Origin of the sequence: Neorhizobium alkalisoli (assembly GCF_002968635.1) — a bacterium.
Lineage (GTDB): Bacteria > Pseudomonadota > Alphaproteobacteria > Rhizobiales > Rhizobiaceae > Neorhizobium > Neorhizobium alkalisoli.
The window spans coordinates 270,970-287,684 of the sequence record NZ_PVBN01000006.1 but is presented as its reverse complement, the minus strand read 5'-3'; the positions used below and the strand labels follow the sequence as shown (position 1 = coordinate 287,684).

Sequence of the window (16,715 nt, the reverse complement as noted above, 5' to 3'; positions counted from 1 at the left end):
GAGGATTCCTCAGCGACACATTTCCGACCCACTTGCCGGGCTCAACATCCGCATGATCAGCCGAAATACAAAAATCGAAATCGTCGACCTGCCGAGCCTGGTGCTGGCGCTGAAGCTCGCCGCGGGTAGCCTGCCGACGGATGTGGAAGACCTGACCCCGATCGAGCGTGCCCTCATAACGCAGGCGGAGGAGACAGGATTGATCCTGGTAAGGCGGAATCCTGCCGGGCAGCCGGAACGACTCGTATTGACCGATATCGGCGCGGGTACGATCTTCTTCACGGCGGATGGACAACCTGATGCGGGCGCCCATAGGCGGCTTCCGGATGCGCTCTTCAGCGCCCTGAGCCGGATGAGCGGCCTCTTTCGCAGCAGGCGCCTGATGAACGGCATCGGGGCGCTTGGCATCCTCGCGCTGCTGGCCGGCGGCTTCCTCACGTATCTCAAGATTTCCGGCAATTTCCACCCCGTCATCGAGGCGGAACTCTACCGGTCCGCCCAGCCGACCGGAGAGGAAGTCGCCCGCTATGCTAGGGAACACGGGATCCGCTCGGTCATCAACCTTCGCGGCGCCAATTTCGGCCGGACCTGGTATGACGCAGAGGTGTCGGCATCCCGATCCCTCGGCATTGCCCACTACGATTTTCGGATCCCGAAAAAACGCGATCTTTCGCAACCGGAAGCGGAAGAACTCGTCGCCTTGATGCGGCGGGCGGAAAAACCGCTGTTGATCCATTGCGACGAAGGGGCCGACCGCAGCAGCCTTGCCTCAGCCCTCTACCTCGCAGCCGTCGCCAAGCAGGGCGAGGAGAAGGCGGAAGGCCAGATGTCCTTCCGGTACGGGCATCTGTCCATACCCTTCACCGCGGCCTACAGGATGGATGAGACTTTCGAAGAACTCGAGCCTTGGCTCGGGTTTCCAAACTCCTAGCAGACACATCGGCCAATCGAAGGCAACTGCCGGATGAATTTGTCGTTCTGCTGCTGTTCATCTTGTCGATGCTACCCAAGCTGCAGGACCCAAATATCAGGAGTGAGATATGGCAATCGTGCGGGGCAATGACTACGCCAACACCATCTATCAGGACGATTATGGGTACGAGCTCGACATTTACGCCTATGGCGGCAACGATCGCGTCTACCTGAACGTCGGGGGCTCCAACGGTGGATGGAACTGGGTCGCTGCCGGAGCGGGCGACGACCGGGTCTACAATGTCTACGAGGGCGGCAACGAGATTGATCTCGGGACAGGCAACGATTTTTACTCCACCATCGGATTCTCCACCAATCCTGACTACTACGATGTCGTGCGCGGTTACGACGGTAACGACGTCTTCGAAGTTTCGACCTTCCACAGCGATTACTACGGCGAAATCGGGAACGACACTTTCTACTCGGTCGGCTTCAACAACTACTTCAACGGTGGCTCCGGCACCGACGTCATTAGCTACGAGCTGCAGGACGATGATCCGGATCTGGCCGGCTCCGGCGTCGTGGTCGATCTGCGCGGCGGCTATGCCTATACCAAGGGTACCGACTACGAGGAGACCCTGGTCAGCATAGAGAACGCGGTCGGAAGCGGCGCGGCCGACCATCTCTATGGATCGACTGGCAACAACAAGCTCTGGGGCAGCGCCGGCAATGATTACATATACGGCGATTCCGGCAACGATTCGCTCTACGGGGAAAGCGGTAACGATACCGTGCTCGGCGCTTCCGGCAACGACCTCTTGAATGGCGGAGCCGGGAATGACCGGCTCGCAGGCGGCAGCGGCAATGACAGGCTCATCGGCAGCACGGGCTCGGACAGATTTCTTTTCAATACCGGGCTCAATTCTTCAAGCAACGTGGATCTGATCGACGATTTCAACGTCACCTACGATACGATCGAACTGGACAACGCGATCTTCACGCGCTTCACGGCGACAGGCGGCATCGCATCCAGCATGTTCCTCAGCAATACCACCGGCCTTGCGCGTGATGCCAACGACTTCCTGATTTATGAACGCGACACCGGCGACCTGTTCTACGACAGCAACGGCAGCGCTTCCGGCGGCCGGATCCTGTTTGCCGAACTCGACCCAAACCTCTCGCTGACCTACCGGGACTTCGTGATCGTCTGATCCCGAAACCTGCCGTTAGAGGCAGCCGAAGCCAATCAGCCGGGCAGCAGGGTCGGGCTGATCAGGGCGCCGTGGTGGCCGATGACGACCGAGGCGACGGCGGCGCCGTAGGCTGCCGCCTCGGCGGGCGAGGCGCCGCGCACCAGTGCCGAGAGGAAAGCGCCGTTAAAACTGTCGCCGGCGCTTGTCGTGTCGACGAGTTCCGTTGTCTTGACGGCCGGCACCTGGACCGCCTCGGCGCCGCCGAAGCTCAAGGTCGCCCCTTCCGCGCCATTCTTCACCACGACATTCTCGACGCCAAGGCCATGATAACGTGCGATCGTATCGGTCACCGCCGCGTCGCCGAAATGCGCCGTCTCGTCATCGAAGCTCGGCAGAACGAGGTTGGCGGCGCGGGCGCCGGCCTCGATGGTTCTCAGCATATAGTCCTTGTTCGGCCAGAGGCGCGGGCGGATATTGGGATCGAAGGCGACGATCTTGCCCGCCGCCTTGGCGCGGCGCAGTTCTGCCAGCAGCGTTTCGACGGCTTCGGGCGCCAGGATGCCGAGCGTGATGCCGGAGAAATAGACGATATCGGCGGCCTCGACTGCGCTTCGCAGGTGGTCGGCGTCGTTGGCAAGCTGCTTGGCGGCGGCGGTGTCGCGCCAGTAGCTGAAGGTGCGCTCGCCGTTTTTCAACGTGATGAGATAGAGGCCGGGCGTCTTGCCTTCGATGCGGCGGACATAGCCGGTGCCGATGCCCGCTTGCTTCATCATCGTCAGCATTTCGGAGGAAAGCGGGTCATCCCCGACGGCGGTGAAATAGTCGACCAGCCATTCGGCGGTCAGGCAGGCGCGGGCATACCAGGCCGTGTTGAACGTGTCGCCGGCAAAACCCTTGCGCAGCAAGCCTTCGCCTGCCTGCGACAGCTCCACCATACATTCGCCGATCGAAAGAAGCCGCCCGCCCACTGTTCATCCCTCCATATCCTCGGACAAGTCGCATAGGCCGAACTTCGGGTCATGGCAAGAGCGCTCAGGCCCTTGCTTTTGCGTTGTCTTTTACGTCGGCGGCTCTAGGTTGGCTGGGACGACAGACACAGGAGAGTCGAAGCATGGCGACGGAAGCGGCGAAGGCGGTCGATGCAAACTGGTGGCGCGGCGCGGTGATCTACCAGATCTATCCGCGGTCCTTCCAGGATACGACCGCCGATGGGCTCGGCGACATCAAGGGGATCACGGCCCGCCTGCCGCATGTCGCCTCGCTCGGTGTCGACGCGATCTGGCTCTCGCCCTTCTTCACCTCGCCCATGGCCGACATGGGTTACGACGTTTCGGACTATTGCAACGTGGACCCGATGTTCGGAACGGTGGCCGACTTCGACGAGATGATGGCGGAGGCGCACCGGCTCGGCCTGAAGGTGATCATCGACCAGGTGATCAGCCATACCTCGGATCGGCATCCGTGGTTCGTCGAAAGCCGTTCGAGCCGCACCAACCCGAAAGCGGATTGGTATGTCTGGGCCAATCCGAAACCGGACGGCACCGTGCCGACCAACTGGCTGTCGATCTTCGGCGGGCCGGGCTGGGAGTGGGACGGGGTGCGCAAGCAATATTACATGCACAATTTCCTGATCTCGCAGCCGGACCTCAACTTCCACAATCCGGAGGTCCAGCAGGCGGTGCTTGACACCGTGAAGTTCTGGCTCGACCGGGGCGTGGACGGCTTCCGGCTCGACACGGTGAACTACTATTTCCACGACAAGCAGCTCCGCAACAATCCGCCGATGGTCTACGATACCGACGGCGCGGGCATGGAAACGGATACCAATCCCTATTCCATGCAGAACCATCTCTACGACAAGACGCAGCCGGAAAATATCGGCTTCCTGAAGAGGCTGAGGGCGCTGCTCGACAGCTACGAGGGGCGCGCGACCGTGGGCGAGGTGGGCGACGGCCCACGGTCGCTCTCGACGCTGGCGCTCTACACGACCGGCAACGACAAGCTGCACATGTGCTATACGTTCGATTTCCTGGGGCCGGCTTTCGATGCGAGCTACATCCGCAAGGTGATGACGACCGTCGCGGACACGGTCAGCAACGGCTGGGTCTGCTGGGCCTTTTCGAACCACGACGTGGTGCGGCACGTGACCCGCTTCACAGAGGACGCCCGGGAGCAGGACCGGGTCGCGAAACTGTCGATCACGCTTCTTTCGGTTCTGCGCGGCTCGATCTGCCTCTATCAGGGCGAGGAGCTGGGGCTGACGGAGGCAGAGCTTGCCTACGAGGACCTGCGCGACCCCTATGGCATCCGTTTCTGGCCGGCCTTCAAGGGCCGCGACGGATGCCGCACGCCGATGGTCTGGGAGGCCGGCGTGCCGCACGCGGGTTTCACCGAAGGGTCAAAGACCTGGTTGCCGGTGCCGAGCGAACACGCGGCCCGCGCCGTCGATACGCAGGAAGCTCAGGAGGATTCGGTACTCAACCACTATCGGGCCACGCTTTCCTTCCGCAAGGCGCATCCGCCGCTGGTCGACGGCGACATGACCTTTCTCGACACCAATCAGGACCTTTTGGCCTTCGTGCGGGAAAAGGGCGGCGAAAAGCTGTTTTTCGTCTTCAATCTGACCCGCGAGGCGCAGGACTTCACCCTGCCCAAGCGGCTTGGCGACTGCCTGCCGGTATCCTTGCCGGGCTTTTCCTCGCGGCTCGAGAAAGGCGTCGTCAAGCTCGATGCGCTCGACGTGTTCTGCGCCAGGGTGTGAGCCGGGTGCTCAGCCTGCCGGCGGCATGCGGGCAAATTTCGTCGCGGCGGGGCTGACGTGATCCCAGGGCTGCGCGGCGTCGGCCCAGGTGACCATCTGCGGCTGGTACCGCTCCGGCTCATCCAGGCTGGCGGCGCGGATGACGAAATAGTCCGGTGCCGCCGGGAAGGTCATGTAGACCGGCGAACCGCAAGTGGGGCAGAAGGCGCGCCGCTTGACCGTGCCGCCGTCGCCGGTCGCTTCCCAAAGGGTCGGCTGTCCTTCCAGCTTCACCGTCGCATGCGCGAAGGTGAGGTGGGAGGCGTGGCCGGTGCCGCTTTCGCGCTGGCACTGGCGGCACTGGCAATCGAGCATCGCAATCGGTTCGCCCGAGACTTCATAGCGGACAGCGCCGCAGGCGCAGCCGCCCGTAAAAGGCCTGCTCATAACTTTCTCCCTGGAAAATGGTCCGCAGTGCGGACGGTTGTCGATTGGCTTTAGTTGTCGTTGTCGAGGGCGGTGGCGAGGCGCGGGACGATCGTCTTCCAGCCTTCGCCCATGTTCCGGAATGCGGTCTCGTTCTTCGGCAGCACAAAGCCCGAATGCACGAGCCGGACGCGGGTGCCGCCTTCCACGCCCGAAAGCGTCCAGGTGACGACGGTATCCAGCCGCGAACCGTAGCCGGTGTTGGCCTCATCTCCGCCCTTCCAGGAATAGGCAAAGCGCTTATTCGGCTCGACCTCGAGTACCTGGCACCTGATGGTGCCGTCCCAGGCGCCGGCAGGCTTTGTGGTGAAGGTGAAATTCTGTCCCTCGACCGGTTCGAAACCGGTCGGCGGCATCATCCACCGGGCAATCAGTTCGCCGCTCGTCAGCGCCTTCCAGATCGTCTCCGGCGAATGCGGAAAGACCTCGTCGACCACAATCTCCTGCGTGTCCGGTTTCAATGCGGCATCGTTCATGGATCTATCTCCTTCAGAAGGGTCCTGAGGTTGGTGAAGCGCTCGCGCCAGAAGACGCCGTAATGGCTCATCCAGTCGGCCAGCGGTTCCAGGCCCTCGGGTGCGGCCCGGTAATAGACCTTGCGGCCCTCCGGCCGCTCGGCGACCAGTCCAGCCTGTTTCAGGGTTTTCAGATGCTGGGAAATGGCGCCCTGCGTCACGCCGCTGCCCCGCGTCAGTTCGACCACGGTGATTTCGTCGGCGCTTACGACACGCTCGAAGAGGGCGCGTCGGGTCGGATCGGCAAGCGCCCGCATGACAGTGGTGATGGCTTCGGTCTGGATCATGAAGAATAATTAGTCTGCGCTAATCAATTAGTCAAGGCTAATTGTTTTGGATGTGGTGAATCTGGACGGAATGCATGAATGCCTGCCGATAGGGATTCCGCGCCGGCGTGCTCAATCATAGGGGGATGGTGCTCAGGTGGCGATAAGTCAGCCGATCAGTCTGTCGTAGTCGGCATGCGAGCCAATCCAGAACCAGATGAAATCATCGCCGTCCTGGATGGCTAGCGCCCTCCAGGATTTTCCGACTCTTGCGGACCAGAAGCGGTCGATCCGTTTGAAATGTAGAGACGGATGCCGCGGATCGCTTTTCAGAAGTTCAAAGTTTTCGTCGGCTAGTTTTCGAACCTGACGCGGTAGCCGGTCGTAGGCTTCCCAGAAGCCGGCGGTCGCGTGATGTTTCAAAGCGGCCGCGTCTTTCCGGAACGGAATTCGGTCAGAGCTTTGTCGGCGAAGGCGTCAAGCTTGCCGGTTACGGAGTCGGATACTATCCGTTCATCCCAGCGGGCGGCTTGAAATTCCTCAAACCACGTCGAAAACGCCTCGAGTTCTTTCGGGTCGAGTTCTGAAACAGACTTTTCGATTTGCTCGAGTTTGGTCATCTGGAACCTCGTTTGCGAAGAATATAGTCGTTCGGCTCCGGATCTCAAAGCGTTTCAGATCAGCGCGAACCTGTCCACATCCACCATGCCCTTGTCGGAAATCTTCAGGTGAGGGATGACGGGGAGGGGCAGGAAGGCGACCTGCAGGAAGGGCTCTTCCAGAGTCGTTCCAAGGGCATAGGCGGCCTTTCTCAAGTGATGCAGCGTGTCGCGCACCACCTCGTAAGGCTCGAGGCTCATCAGGCCGGCGAGGGGGAGCGGGATCTCGCCGGTGACCCTGCCATCCTCGACCACCACGAAGCCGCCGTGGATTTCACCGAGCCGGTTAGCGGCGAGCGCCATGTCGTCCTCGTCGACGCCGACAACGCAGATATTGTGGCTGTCGTGCCCGACCGTCGATGCGATCGCGCCCTTCGTCAGGCCGAAACCCTGCACGAAGCCGTTGGCATGGTTGCCGTTCTTGCCGTGGCGCTCGATGACCGCGACCTTGATGATGTCGCGGGAAAGGTCGACCACGGTCTGATTGCCTGAGGAGGGGAGCTTGTAGCGGCGATGCTCGGTGATGATCTTGCCCGGCATCACGCCGATGACCGGCGTTTCACCCTCCGTGACCGGTACGCCGAAATGGGCGGCTTCCACAGGTCTCGCCCTGACGCTGTCGAGGCCGACGGGGGCGACGAGCTTGCGGGTCGCGAAGAGTTCGTGGGTGACCTTGCGGCCGGCCGAAAAGACGATCTCGGCCTTGCAGTTTTCAAGGCTGTCGAGGACGACGAGATCGGCCCGCCAGCCCGGCGCGACGAGGCCGCGGTCGCGAAGCCCGAAAGCGCGGGCTGCCGAGATCGAGGCGGCGCGGTAGATCGCGAGCGGATCGACGCCGTTCTCGATCGCGGTGCGGATCATGTAGTCGAGGTGGCCCTGTTCGGCGATATCGAGCGGATTGCGATCGTCGGTGCAGAGCGCCAGGAACGGCGACAGACGCTCGGTTATGATCGGCATCAGCGCGTGGAGGTCCTTTGAGACGGAGCCTTCGCGCACCAGAATGTGCATGCCCTTGCGGATCTTTTCGAGCGCCTCCTCTGCGGTGGTGCATTCGTGTTCGGTGCGGATGCCGGCCGAGAGATAGCCGTTCAGGTCGAGCCCACGCAAAAGCGGCGCATGGCCGTCGATATGGTCGCCATAGAAGGCGTCGAGCTTGGCGAGGCAGGTCGGGTCCTTGTGGATGACGCCGGGGAAATTCATGAACTCCGCCAGGCCGATGACCTTCGGATGGTCGCGAAAGGGCAGGAGCTTTTCGATCGGCAGGTCGGCGCCGGCGGTCTCCAGATGCGTGGCCGGCACACAGGAGGAAAGCTGGACGCGGATGTCCATGATGGTTTCGAGCGAGGAATCCAGAAAGAATTCGATGCCTTCCGTACCGAGCACATTGGCGATCTCATGCGGATCGCAGATCGCCGTCGTCACGCCATAAGGCAGCACGCAGCGATCGAATTCATGCGGGGTCACCAGCGAGGATTCGATGTGCAGATGCGTGTCGATGAAGCCCGGCACGACGATCTTGCCGGTTATGTCGATCTCGGTCTTGCCGGAATAGGCGCCGCAGGTGCCGACGATGCGGTCGCCCGAAATTGCGATGTCGGAGGACACGAGCTCGCCGGTGACGAGGTCGAAGAACTTTCCGCCCTTCAGCACCAAATCTGCCGGTTCCCGGCCCGTGCCCTGATCGATAAGCGTTTCAAGTCTAGCGGTCATTCTGGCCTCCGAATCCGTCAAACGACATCTTAGCCATGCGAGAGGGCGAGTGAAATGGCACCCGAGGGAGTGCGGGCCCAGTCTCGGACGGGTTTCCCCGGTCCCGGTTGTCATGTCAAATTGGTGTAACAGCCTTTGGCTATTCAGTCATGAATGCACGAGCGCCGGGAGGACGTGATGGATATCTACCAGCAGATCTGGGATGCCGACCAGACCGCCAACGGGGTGCAGCCCATCCTTTCGGGGCAGGACGGGGATGAAGCCAGAGGTTACGTCACCGTCGTGACCGAGGCGGATGCAGAGGAGGACACGCAAATCCTCCAGAACGTCGTCATCCCCGACAGCAAGAAGCAGACCTACGACCGGGTGCTGAAGCTTTTCGACAATTATTCGCTGGACGAGCAGGAGCAGGAGATCGAAACGCCGGAGGAGCGTCAGGAGGTGCACGATCTTCTGGCCGCCGTCATCGATACGCCGCCGATGCAGGTCGCGCGCGAATATGTAGCCAACGCCACCGGCACCGTGATCTCTCGCGACCGCTGGTATGGCGTTCTTCTGGAGCACTGGTTCCGGACCTTCTCGCAGGGCGGCGATCCGGCGCTCACCGGTTTCGAACACGTTTTCGTCGGCGAGCAGGAGGGCCCGAAGGTGCAGGGCTATCACTTCTGGTACAAATATTACCTCGACGACGGGCTTGCCACGGCCTACGACCGCGAGAACTTTCCGGGCTTTGCCGACGACCGCATCGCCTATGTCCGCGGGCTCTACCAGAACGGGCAGGAGGATTTTCCGGAATCGGTAACGATCTCCTACAAATGGCACGCGCCGGACTATTCGCGATGGTCGGCAGGCGAAAATGCGGCAGGCGTCATCCGGCCGCTCACCAAGCCGGTCGGCGGCTTCTTCGTCGGCTGCAGTGTCGAAGGGCTGATGGCTCTGGGGTCCGTCCGCGCCCATCTCGGCGCCCGGGCGCCCAAGGAGGCGGTCATCAATGGGGCGCGTTACGACCTCAAGGTCTTCCGCAGCGCCAACGAGCAGCATATTCGCACCTTCTATCCCGTCTTTCTCGGCCGGGCGGGCGGCGGAACCGTGGAGGGCCCCGCGGTGACGCCGACGCAGCCTCAGCAGCCTCAGCAGCCGGTGGTGCAAAGCCCCATCCGCATCCTGGCGGCATTGGTCAATCCGCTCGGCGACGATCCGGGCCAGGAAACGGTCACTCTCATCAATACCGGTTCTTCGCAGCAATCCCTCGAGGGCTGGTTCCTGGTCGACAAGATGAACCACCGTTTCGCCGTCAACGAGGTGAAGCTCGATCCCGGCGTCGCGACGACGATCCTCCTGCCGCGCAATTCGATCCAGCTTTCCAACAAGGGCGGCGAAATCCGGCTCGTCAACCGCGACGGCCATACCGCGCATGTGGTCACCTATTCGAAGGCCCAGGCGAGCGACCAGGGCCGGACGATCGTCTTCTGAGTGGCAGAGGGTTTGACGATGACGGACGAGCGTCTTCGGCAGCTGTCCGAGAAGGCGCTTGAAACGCTTCTCGTTGATGCTTCGCCCGAGGCCGGGGAACGGCTGAAGGCGGGGCTCGAGCACCTTGCCGCCGAACTGTTCCTCGAATGGCTGACGGGCGAGCGACGGTTCGAAAGCCAGACGCAGCAGAGCGAATACTGGCTCTCCCGCTTCTACGAGGAGATGTTTCCCGACGAACAACCTGATGGCACCGTGATCTATGAACGCTTCGGCCTGCCTTTGCCGCGGGCGAACTATATCGCCCGGCTGCTCCGGACCCGCCGGGCCGCACAGTGGCGCACCGCCGCACGCAAGGAACTTGTCGCCGCACTTGCGGCCAATCGCGCCGGTGCCGAAGCGGCGAAGGAAGACGGGGCCGGCATCGAGGAGATCGACATCAGCCTTTCGGCCGGTGCGGCCGACGAACTGAGGGTGCAGCTCGACCGCTATTCCGCCACCGTTGCACCCGACGAGCGGCCGCGGCCTCCCAAGGCGAAGCCGTCGCTTGGCACGACCCGCTGGTTCGCCGTGCCGGCCGAGACGCTGCTCGCGCTTCTCGGCTTCCTGCAGAAAGGTGAAAGGCCATGAACCTCGTCGGCCTGATGCTGAGCCTTGCCGGGCTGGTCGGGAGTTTCTTCAACATCCAGCTCAGCCAGTGGCTGCGCGACCTGATGGCGCTCGAACAGAAGGTGGAACTGAACAGGCGCCACGCCAACGAGAGCCAGCAGAAGGCGATCATCGAATGCCGGGTCGAATTCCGGAAACTGTCGAACAGGGACAGCTATATCATCAACCTGGTGGTGCTGGCCTTCGTGGTCTTCGTTCTCGTCAACGGCCTGATGATGGCTGCAACCGCATCCGCTGATCCGCTCTATCCCCACGTCCGGACGGCGCTCTGGGCTTTCCTGATCTTTTTCGCCGGCATCTCCGGCTGGCTGTTCTGGCGCGGCTTTTCGGCCATCGCCGCGATCGGAAAAATGCTCGACGGGATCAGTTCGTAGACGAAGCGAGGAAAGTGGATCGCTCGATACCGCGTTGGTTCATGAGCCCGTCTTCAGGCTGGGAGGTGGAGGCAAGAGATCCGAGGCCCTTTTCAAGGCCGCCAGCAGGATATCGATTGCTTCGGCGTCCAGAACAGCGATGGGCGAGGTTTCCCCGCCCCGAAGGTGGATCGCAAGATAACGGATCTCCTCCCATTCGGTGATGAAGACCATGAGATCGACGAAACTTTCGCAGCGAACCCGGCCGAGGGAGCGGATCACACGCCCGCGGAAGGGCAAAAGGATGAAGTCTTCCGCGCGCTTCAGCCAATTGCCGGAGGGCGCTTCCGGTCCATCGAGAAGCTCACGTCCATCCGCCACCACACGTATCAGGTCATTCAGATAGATCCGGTTGAGCGGGGCGTAGTCGTAATCTCCGGCACTGTCGCAACGGAGCACCGCGACGCGGCCGTTTCCCCTGCGGGCGATGAAGAGCCGCAAGACGCCGAGCGGTGTCTCGATCGTCGCGAGTTCCGCTTCGCTCGACCCTACAGATATCCTGTCCAAGAAGTCGGACCAGTTTTTCCGCATTCCGCTCCCCCAACCGGTGGGCACCCGGTTCAACGCGGTCGAAGGGAAATGGTTCTGGTGGTCAGCGCTGCGGCAGCGACCGGATTATCCGTTCCACGCTTTCTGCGATCGAGGACAGGGCGGTATCGATCTGCAGATGGGGACGGTCCCATGCTTCATAGCGATGCGCTTCGACCTCTTCCCAGGTTGGAGGCGTATGACCCTCGATATCGGAGCCTCGTGTCTCGACACGGCGCCGGTGCTCATGGCGGTCCGAGCAGATAATTTCTACCTCAAGGAATGCCGCACCGGCCTGTTCTGCAATTGCCTTGAATGCGTCGCGCGTGATCTTCAGCGGATTGACCGAATCCGCCACGACGAAGCAGCCGATGCGAAGATTGTCTAGGGCCAGACGATAGGCGGTGATGTAGCCGGCTGGCCCTACCTCCGAACCTGAGGCCAAGACGCCCGCGGAGCGAATGGCCTCCTCGATCGTATCGATGCGCAGGTAACAGGCATGCAGGCGTTCGGCGAGCTGCCGCGCGATGGTACTTTTGCCCGTTCCCGGCAGGCCGCCAAATATCACAAACATCAGATCCGCCTCCGGGTCTCCCGCAAATAGACGGGCGCCCGGAGGCGCCCACCGATCGTGTTTGTGTCGAGGGTTATTCGGCGGCGACGATCTTGCCGTCTTCCCACTTGAAGAGCGAGAAGCTCTGCGAGGTGAGGTCGCCGGTCTCCCCATAGGTGAGTTTGCCGATGGCCGTCGCAATCGGCTCACCTGACTTGATGGCGGCAGCGACCGCTTCGGTATCCTCGGCGCTTTTTGCCTTTTCGATACCGGCCTTGATGACCTCGACGGCGGCATAAGCATTCAGCGTGAAGGCTTCGGCGGGAATCTTGCGGGCGGCGAGTGCTTCGGCCGCAGCCTTGGAGTCCGGGCTCTTGGTCGCATCCGAGGCATTGGTAAAGACGGTTCCGGCCGCCGCCTTCGTGCCGATGTTCCAGAACTCGCTGTTCGACAGGCCGTCGCCGCCGATGATCGTCGCCTTGACGCCGAGATCGGCGAGCTGGCGGGCGAGCAGACCGCCTTCCGGATGGTAGCCGCCGAAATAGATCACTTCGACATTTTGCGATTTCAGGCGTGTGGTGAGTGCGCTGAAATCCTTGTCGCCGGGGGTGACGGCATCATCGAGAACTTCCTTCATGCCGCCGGCATTGAGGGTAGCCTTGAAAGCGTCGGCAAGGCCTTTGCCATAGGCGCCCTTGTCGTTGATGATCGCGATCTTCTTGTCCTTGAACCTGTCGAGAACGTATTTGGCGGCCACTTCGGCCTGCTGATCGTCGCGGCCGCAGGTGCGCAGCACGTTGGCGAGGTCGCGCTTGGTGAGATCCGGCGTGGTCGCCGTCGGCGTGACCATCAGCACGCCGTTTTCGGCAAATACGTCCGAGGCCGGCATGGCGACGCCTGACGTGACCGGGCCGACGACGAAGCGGATGCCTTCGCCGACCAGCTGGTTTGCGGCCGACACGCCCTGCTTGGGTTCGCCGGCATCATCGGCGGCTTTCAGCACGACCTTTTCGCCGAGGATGCCGCCCTTCTTGTTGATCTCCGCGACGGCGGTCTCGGCGCCGTTCTTGACCTGATCGCCGTAAGCCGCGACGGGGCCGGTCAGCGGCGCGATCAGGCCGATGACGATCTCCGCATGGGCGAGCGGTGCAAAAATCAGGGAGGCGAGGGCTGTTGCCCCCAGAAGCGTCTTGAGGTTCATTTCGGTTCTCCTTGGGTGGGCTTCAAAACAGCCCTCGATCAACGCCGCATCCCGCGCCTGCCGTCTCCGAAGGTCTTCAGGACATTCGTGCCAATGACGAAAGGCGATGCGGTCGATGCCGTGCCGCGCCATGTTTGGCTTTCGGCGGTCGGCGAACAATTCTGTAGGAATTTGGCCGAGATTCCGCAAGAAGATAACAAAACGGCGCGGGTTTTTGTCGCTGCGGCGAAGGATTCGACCGAAATTGCCCGGAACGACCCAGATTTTCGAACGAGGCCGAAGATTTACGGGCTGCGGGTCAGCGTGTCGAGAAACGCCTGGACCTGCCGGTTGAACGACTGGAACTGTGCTGACGTCATGCCGGAACGTTCGATGAGCGTATCTCCGAGACACCTGCTTTTTTGGACAAGGGTTCTGCCGGCATCCGTCAGCCGGACATGAACCTGGCGTTCGTCGGTCTTGCCGCGCTGGCGCTCCACTAGTCCCGCCTGCTCGAGCCGCTTCACCGGAGGGGTCACCGTGCTCGATTCCAAGGACAGGCGGTCGGCGATCGCGCCGATCGTCATCTCCTGATGTTCGGCAATTGCGCTTAAGACGAGGTACTGCGGATAGGTGGTGCCCATCTCATCCAGCATGGGCTTGTAAAGACGGTTGATCGCGATGCTTGCCGCGTAAAGCGAGAAACACAGCTGATCGTCCAAAGGGACGGGTTTCGGTTCGGACATGCAAGGTCTCCGGAAGATGTCGGGATTTGATATCACGAAAAAATGTATCGCGATAATCTTTTTTGCTGGACAGGCGCCGGACGCCGCTTTATGAGGATGCTTATCGCGAAAATAAATATCGCGATAAATAAATGGAGAGACATAATGAGCGCTGCAATCATCTGGACGACACGTCGGAATGCGATGAAGGCCGGGTTGATTGTCGCGGCGGCCACAACCGTTTCGCCCTTCATCCAGATCGCTCATGCATCCACGCAACCAACCCATGAGGACAAGAAGACCATGACCAGCAGTTTCATCACCACCAAGGACGGCACCGAGATCTTCTACAAGGAATGGGGCTCGAAGGACGCCCAGCCGATCGTCTTCCATCACGGCTGGCCGCTCAGCGCCGACGACTGGGATGCCCAGATGCTGTTCTTTCTGCATCAGGGGTTTCGCGTGATCGCTCATGACCGCCGCGGCCACGGCCGCTCGACCCAGACGGCGACCGGCAACGAGATGGATACCTATGCAGCCGACGTCGCCGAACTGGCCGAGCATCTCGATCTCAAGGACGCCATCCATGTCGGCCATTCGACCGGCGGCGGCGAAGTCGCCCGTTACGTCGCCCAATACGGCGATCGTGGCCGGGTTGCCAAAGCCGTCCTCATCGGCGCCGTGCCGCCGATCATGGTCAAATCCGACAAGAATCCCGGCGGCCTGCCCATCGAGGTCTTCGACGGGTTCCGGTCGGCGCTGCTCGCAAACCGGGCCCAGTTCTTCCTGGACATCCCGACCGGCCCGTTCTTCGGCTTCAATCGGCCGGGTGCACAGGTCTCGGAAGGGGCAATCCGCAACTGGTGGCGACAGGGCATGATGGGCGGTACCAAGGCCCATTACGATTGCATCAAGGCGTTTTCGGAAACCGACTTCACCGAAGACCTCAAGACGGTCGACGTGCCGGTTCTCGTCATGCATGGCGATGACGACCAGATCGTGCCGATCGCCGACTCGGCGCACCTTGCCATCAAGCTCCTGAAGAACGGGACGCTGAAGGTTTACGAAGGCCTTCCGCATGGCATGGCGACCACCCATGCCGACGTGATCAACGCCGACCTCCTGGCATTCTTCAAGGCCTGAGAAGGCAATTCCCGGCTGCGCCCGGATGATTGGAAAAGAAGGCGGCCGCAGGGCCGCCTTTGCCGTTGAAGTTGTTGTTTGCGGACTTGAAGCGATGCCTCCTGACCCTAGCTTTCGGGACGACGCCGGCGGCCGTGCTTGCCTGCCGGCCGGTCACAGGACGGGGTGGTTTCATGCGGCATAGTCTATTTCTCGCCGGCGCGCTTTGGCTCGTGTCCGCCGCAGCTTGCGCTCATGCGGCCCAGCCCGCGGCTCCTGACGAAGAGCTGCCTTTCGAGGCGCAGATCGTTCGCTGCTGGTCCGCGCCGTCGGGCGCCGACAAGCCGGCGATCATTGCTTTCAAACTGAAGGCCGATGGCAGCCTCGATGGGGATCCGGTGATCAAAAGCCGGGGTGAGGGTGCCATCAACCAGGCTTTCGCCCAATCGGCCATACGGGCGGTGCGGCGGTGCAGCCCTTACAAGGTCAATGGGAAGCTGGAATTCGAGTCGACGTTCATTCCCGATCCGACGAAGGCTTTGCCGGATGCACATGATGCGCAGGCGCGTATCATCGATCTCGGCGGCTTGAAGATCGGCATCAAGGTGCCGGAGGGTTTTTGCCCGATCGATCCGAAACGCGGCGGCTATCATGAAAAAGTCTGGCAGGTGTTGACCCCGCCGCCGCAACGGGCCGCCGAACTGAAGTCGCTGGATATCGACTGCGAGTCGCTCAAGGCTTCCGAAACGGGTCGCGAAACCCGGCCCAAGCATATCTTCTCGGTGATGCGGTTTCATAGCGGCAAGGAGCCGCTGCCGGAGAGCCTGGTTCCTTTCCTCGATCTTCTGCAGACGCGTTACGAGAAAAGGGAACCGCTCACACCGCAGTTCTGGCAGGAACCGCCAGTCGCCGGAACGCCCTTTTTCGGACGTGACGACCGCGGCGTCTATCTGGGGCAGCGGGCCCTGCGGGAAGGCGGAAAGATCGCCGTTTCAGGCGTCAGCGCCTATACGCTGGCGGAGAAAGTACCCGTACTGATGAACTATTTTGCGGCCGACGGCTCGGACCTTGCCAAAAAACGCCAGGCGGCGATCGCCGGGATCATTGCGGACATGCGGGTCGAGCCGTCCCCTTAGGCTTGTGCTAATTTCCTGAAGGTCCGAGATTTTGCGGCTCTCCGATCTCTATAGCGTACCCGTCCGGATCAAGAAAACGGAACACCCGCTGCCCCCATGCTTGCCGCTCAATGGGATGTATCAGCTCCACATGCGGTGCGATGATTTCGAAGGCCGCTTCAATGTCCTCATGTTCGAAATACAACAGCAGATTTCTTCGCCCATAGGGCTCCTCCGTGCCAGATGCTTCCCCCCAGATTGTCTGTTCAAGGGAAGTTCCCTCGTGGATCGCAAAGCCCGTTTCAAAAAGCACGAAGTTTCCAAAATCCTCCAATATCTTCAGACCGAGCCTCTTGTTGTAAAACTCCCTGGACCGATCGATGTCACGGACGAAAGGGATGGGATTGATAAAACGCATCGAATTCCTCCCGTAAGATCTCGATCAAAGCGATGATTTGC

The 16,715-nt window shown here is 61.4% G+C and carries 20 protein-coding genes; 8 read left to right on the top strand and 12 right to left on the bottom strand.

Annotated features, from left to right (window positions below; genetic code table 11):
• The first annotated feature begins 52 nt into the window (after nt 1–52).
• Nucleotides 53–931 (top strand): fused DSP-PTPase phosphatase/NAD kinase-like protein, encoded by an 879-nt coding sequence (locus C5L13_RS15685; protein ID WP_342588180.1) that lies wholly within the window; start codon nt 53–55, stop codon nt 929–931.
• 109 nt (nt 932–1,040) lie between these two features.
• Nucleotides 1,041–2,123, top strand: coding sequence for a calcium-binding protein (locus C5L13_RS15680; RefSeq protein WP_105384211.1), 1,083 nt, complete (start codon nt 1,041–1,043; stop codon nt 2,121–2,123).
• A 35-nt stretch (nt 2,124–2,158) separates the two neighbouring features.
• On the opposite strand, the gene C5L13_RS15675 is transcribed toward C5L13_RS15680, so the two are convergent.
• The gene (locus C5L13_RS15675; protein WP_105384210.1) at nt 2,159–3,073 is read right to left on the bottom strand and encodes a sugar kinase; all 915 of its coding nucleotides are present in this window, start codon (nt 3,071–3,073) and stop codon (nt 2,159–2,161) included.
• A gap of 143 nt (nt 3,074–3,216) precedes the next feature.
• On the opposite strand from C5L13_RS15675, the gene bglA reads away from it, so the two are divergent.
• Complete coding sequence (gene bglA / locus C5L13_RS15670) at nt 3,217–4,866, top strand: beta-galactosidase BglA (RefSeq protein WP_105384209.1); 1,650 nt, start codon at nt 3,217–3,219, stop codon at nt 4,864–4,866.
• A 9-nt stretch (nt 4,867–4,875) separates the two neighbouring features.
• Here the strand turns inward: bglA and C5L13_RS15665 are convergent, their stop codons facing one another.
• From C5L13_RS15665 to ade, 6 genes are all read right to left on the bottom strand, one after another.
• Nucleotides 4,876–5,292, bottom strand: coding sequence for a GFA family protein (locus C5L13_RS15665; protein ID WP_105384208.1), 417 nt, complete (start codon nt 5,290–5,292; stop codon nt 4,876–4,878).
• Nucleotides 5,293–5,342: 50 nt separating this feature from the next.
• A complete protein-coding gene (locus C5L13_RS15660) occupies nt 5,343–5,807 on the bottom strand; it encodes an SRPBCC family protein (protein ID WP_105384207.1) in 465 nt (154 codons plus the stop codon).
• The gene (locus C5L13_RS15655) at nt 5,804–6,133 is read right to left on the bottom strand and encodes an ArsR/SmtB family transcription factor (RefSeq protein WP_105384206.1); all 330 of its coding nucleotides are present in this window, start codon (nt 6,131–6,133) and stop codon (nt 5,804–5,806) included. Before C5L13_RS15655 ends, C5L13_RS15660 begins: the two co-directional genes overlap by 4 nt.
• Before the next feature lie 147 nt (nt 6,134–6,280).
• The gene (locus C5L13_RS15650) at nt 6,281–6,535 is read right to left on the bottom strand and encodes a type II toxin-antitoxin system RelE family toxin (protein ID WP_105384205.1); all 255 of its coding nucleotides are present in this window, start codon (nt 6,533–6,535) and stop codon (nt 6,281–6,283) included.
• Nucleotides 6,532–6,732 carry a hypothetical protein gene (locus tag C5L13_RS15645; protein ID WP_105384204.1) on the bottom strand — a complete coding sequence of 67 codons (201 nt, stop codon included), beginning with the start codon at nt 6,730–6,732 and terminating at the stop codon, nt 6,532–6,534. Before C5L13_RS15645 ends, C5L13_RS15650 begins: the two co-directional genes overlap by 4 nt.
• A 54-nt stretch (nt 6,733–6,786) precedes the next feature.
• Nucleotides 6,787–8,481 carry an adenine deaminase gene (ade, locus tag C5L13_RS15640; RefSeq protein ID WP_105384203.1) on the bottom strand — a complete coding sequence of 565 codons (1,695 nt, stop codon included), beginning with the start codon at nt 8,479–8,481 and terminating at the stop codon, nt 6,787–6,789.
• A gap of 177 nt (nt 8,482–8,658) precedes the next feature.
• On the opposite strand from ade, the gene C5L13_RS15635 reads away from it, so the two are divergent.
• Genes C5L13_RS15635 through C5L13_RS15625 form a run of 3 tightly spaced genes read left to right on the top strand, consistent with a single transcriptional unit; the run spans nt 8,659 to nt 10,994 of the window.
• On the top strand, nt 8,659–9,954 hold the full coding sequence (locus C5L13_RS15635) for a hypothetical protein (protein WP_158693457.1): 1,296 nt from the start codon (nt 8,659–8,661) through the stop codon (nt 9,952–9,954).
• Between the two features lie 18 nt (nt 9,955–9,972).
• Nucleotides 9,973–10,581 carry a hypothetical protein gene (locus tag C5L13_RS15630; protein WP_105384201.1) on the top strand — a complete coding sequence of 203 codons (609 nt, stop codon included), beginning with the start codon at nt 9,973–9,975 and terminating at the stop codon, nt 10,579–10,581.
• The gene (locus C5L13_RS15625; protein WP_105384200.1) at nt 10,578–10,994 is read left to right on the top strand and encodes a hypothetical protein; all 417 of its coding nucleotides are present in this window, start codon (nt 10,578–10,580) and stop codon (nt 10,992–10,994) included. The genes C5L13_RS15630 and C5L13_RS15625 overlap by 4 nt, the downstream gene beginning before the upstream one ends.
• Before the next feature lie 39 nt (nt 10,995–11,033).
• On the opposite strand, the gene C5L13_RS15620 is transcribed toward C5L13_RS15625, so the two are convergent.
• From C5L13_RS15620 to C5L13_RS15605, 4 genes are all read right to left on the bottom strand, one after another.
• Nucleotides 11,034–11,564: a hypothetical protein gene (locus C5L13_RS15620; protein ID WP_105384199.1), complete on the bottom strand. Its 531-nt coding sequence runs from the start codon at nt 11,562–11,564 to the stop codon at nt 11,034–11,036.
• Nucleotides 11,565–11,625: 61 nt separating this feature from the next.
• Entirely contained in the window at nt 11,626–12,135 is a 510-nt protein-coding gene (locus C5L13_RS15615; protein WP_105384198.1) for an AAA family ATPase, read from the bottom strand.
• A 73-nt stretch (nt 12,136–12,208) separates the two neighbouring features.
• The gene (locus C5L13_RS15610) at nt 12,209–13,315 is read right to left on the bottom strand and encodes a branched-chain amino acid ABC transporter substrate-binding protein (RefSeq protein ID WP_105384197.1); all 1,107 of its coding nucleotides are present in this window, start codon (nt 13,313–13,315) and stop codon (nt 12,209–12,211) included.
• 284 nt (nt 13,316–13,599) lie between these two features.
• Nucleotides 13,600–14,040, bottom strand: coding sequence for a MarR family winged helix-turn-helix transcriptional regulator (locus C5L13_RS15605; protein ID WP_105384196.1), 441 nt, complete (start codon nt 14,038–14,040; stop codon nt 13,600–13,602).
• A 282-nt stretch (nt 14,041–14,322) separates the two neighbouring features.
• Between C5L13_RS15605 and C5L13_RS15600 the strand changes: the two genes are divergently transcribed.
• Both C5L13_RS15600 and C5L13_RS15595 read left to right on the top strand, forming a co-directional pair.
• Nucleotides 14,323–15,162, top strand: coding sequence for an alpha/beta fold hydrolase (locus C5L13_RS15600; RefSeq protein ID WP_205836844.1), 840 nt, complete (start codon nt 14,323–14,325; stop codon nt 15,160–15,162).
• Nucleotides 15,163–15,335: 173 nt separating this feature from the next.
• Entirely contained in the window at nt 15,336–16,277 is a 942-nt protein-coding gene (locus C5L13_RS15595) for a hypothetical protein (RefSeq protein ID WP_158693456.1), read from the top strand.
• A 7-nt stretch (nt 16,278–16,284) separates the two neighbouring features.
• On the opposite strand, the gene C5L13_RS15590 is transcribed toward C5L13_RS15595, so the two are convergent.
• Nucleotides 16,285–16,674, bottom strand: a complete 390-nt coding sequence (locus C5L13_RS15590) for a VOC family protein (RefSeq protein WP_105384193.1) — start codon at nt 16,672–16,674, stop codon at nt 16,285–16,287.
• Between the last annotated feature and the right edge of the window lie 41 nt (nt 16,675–16,715).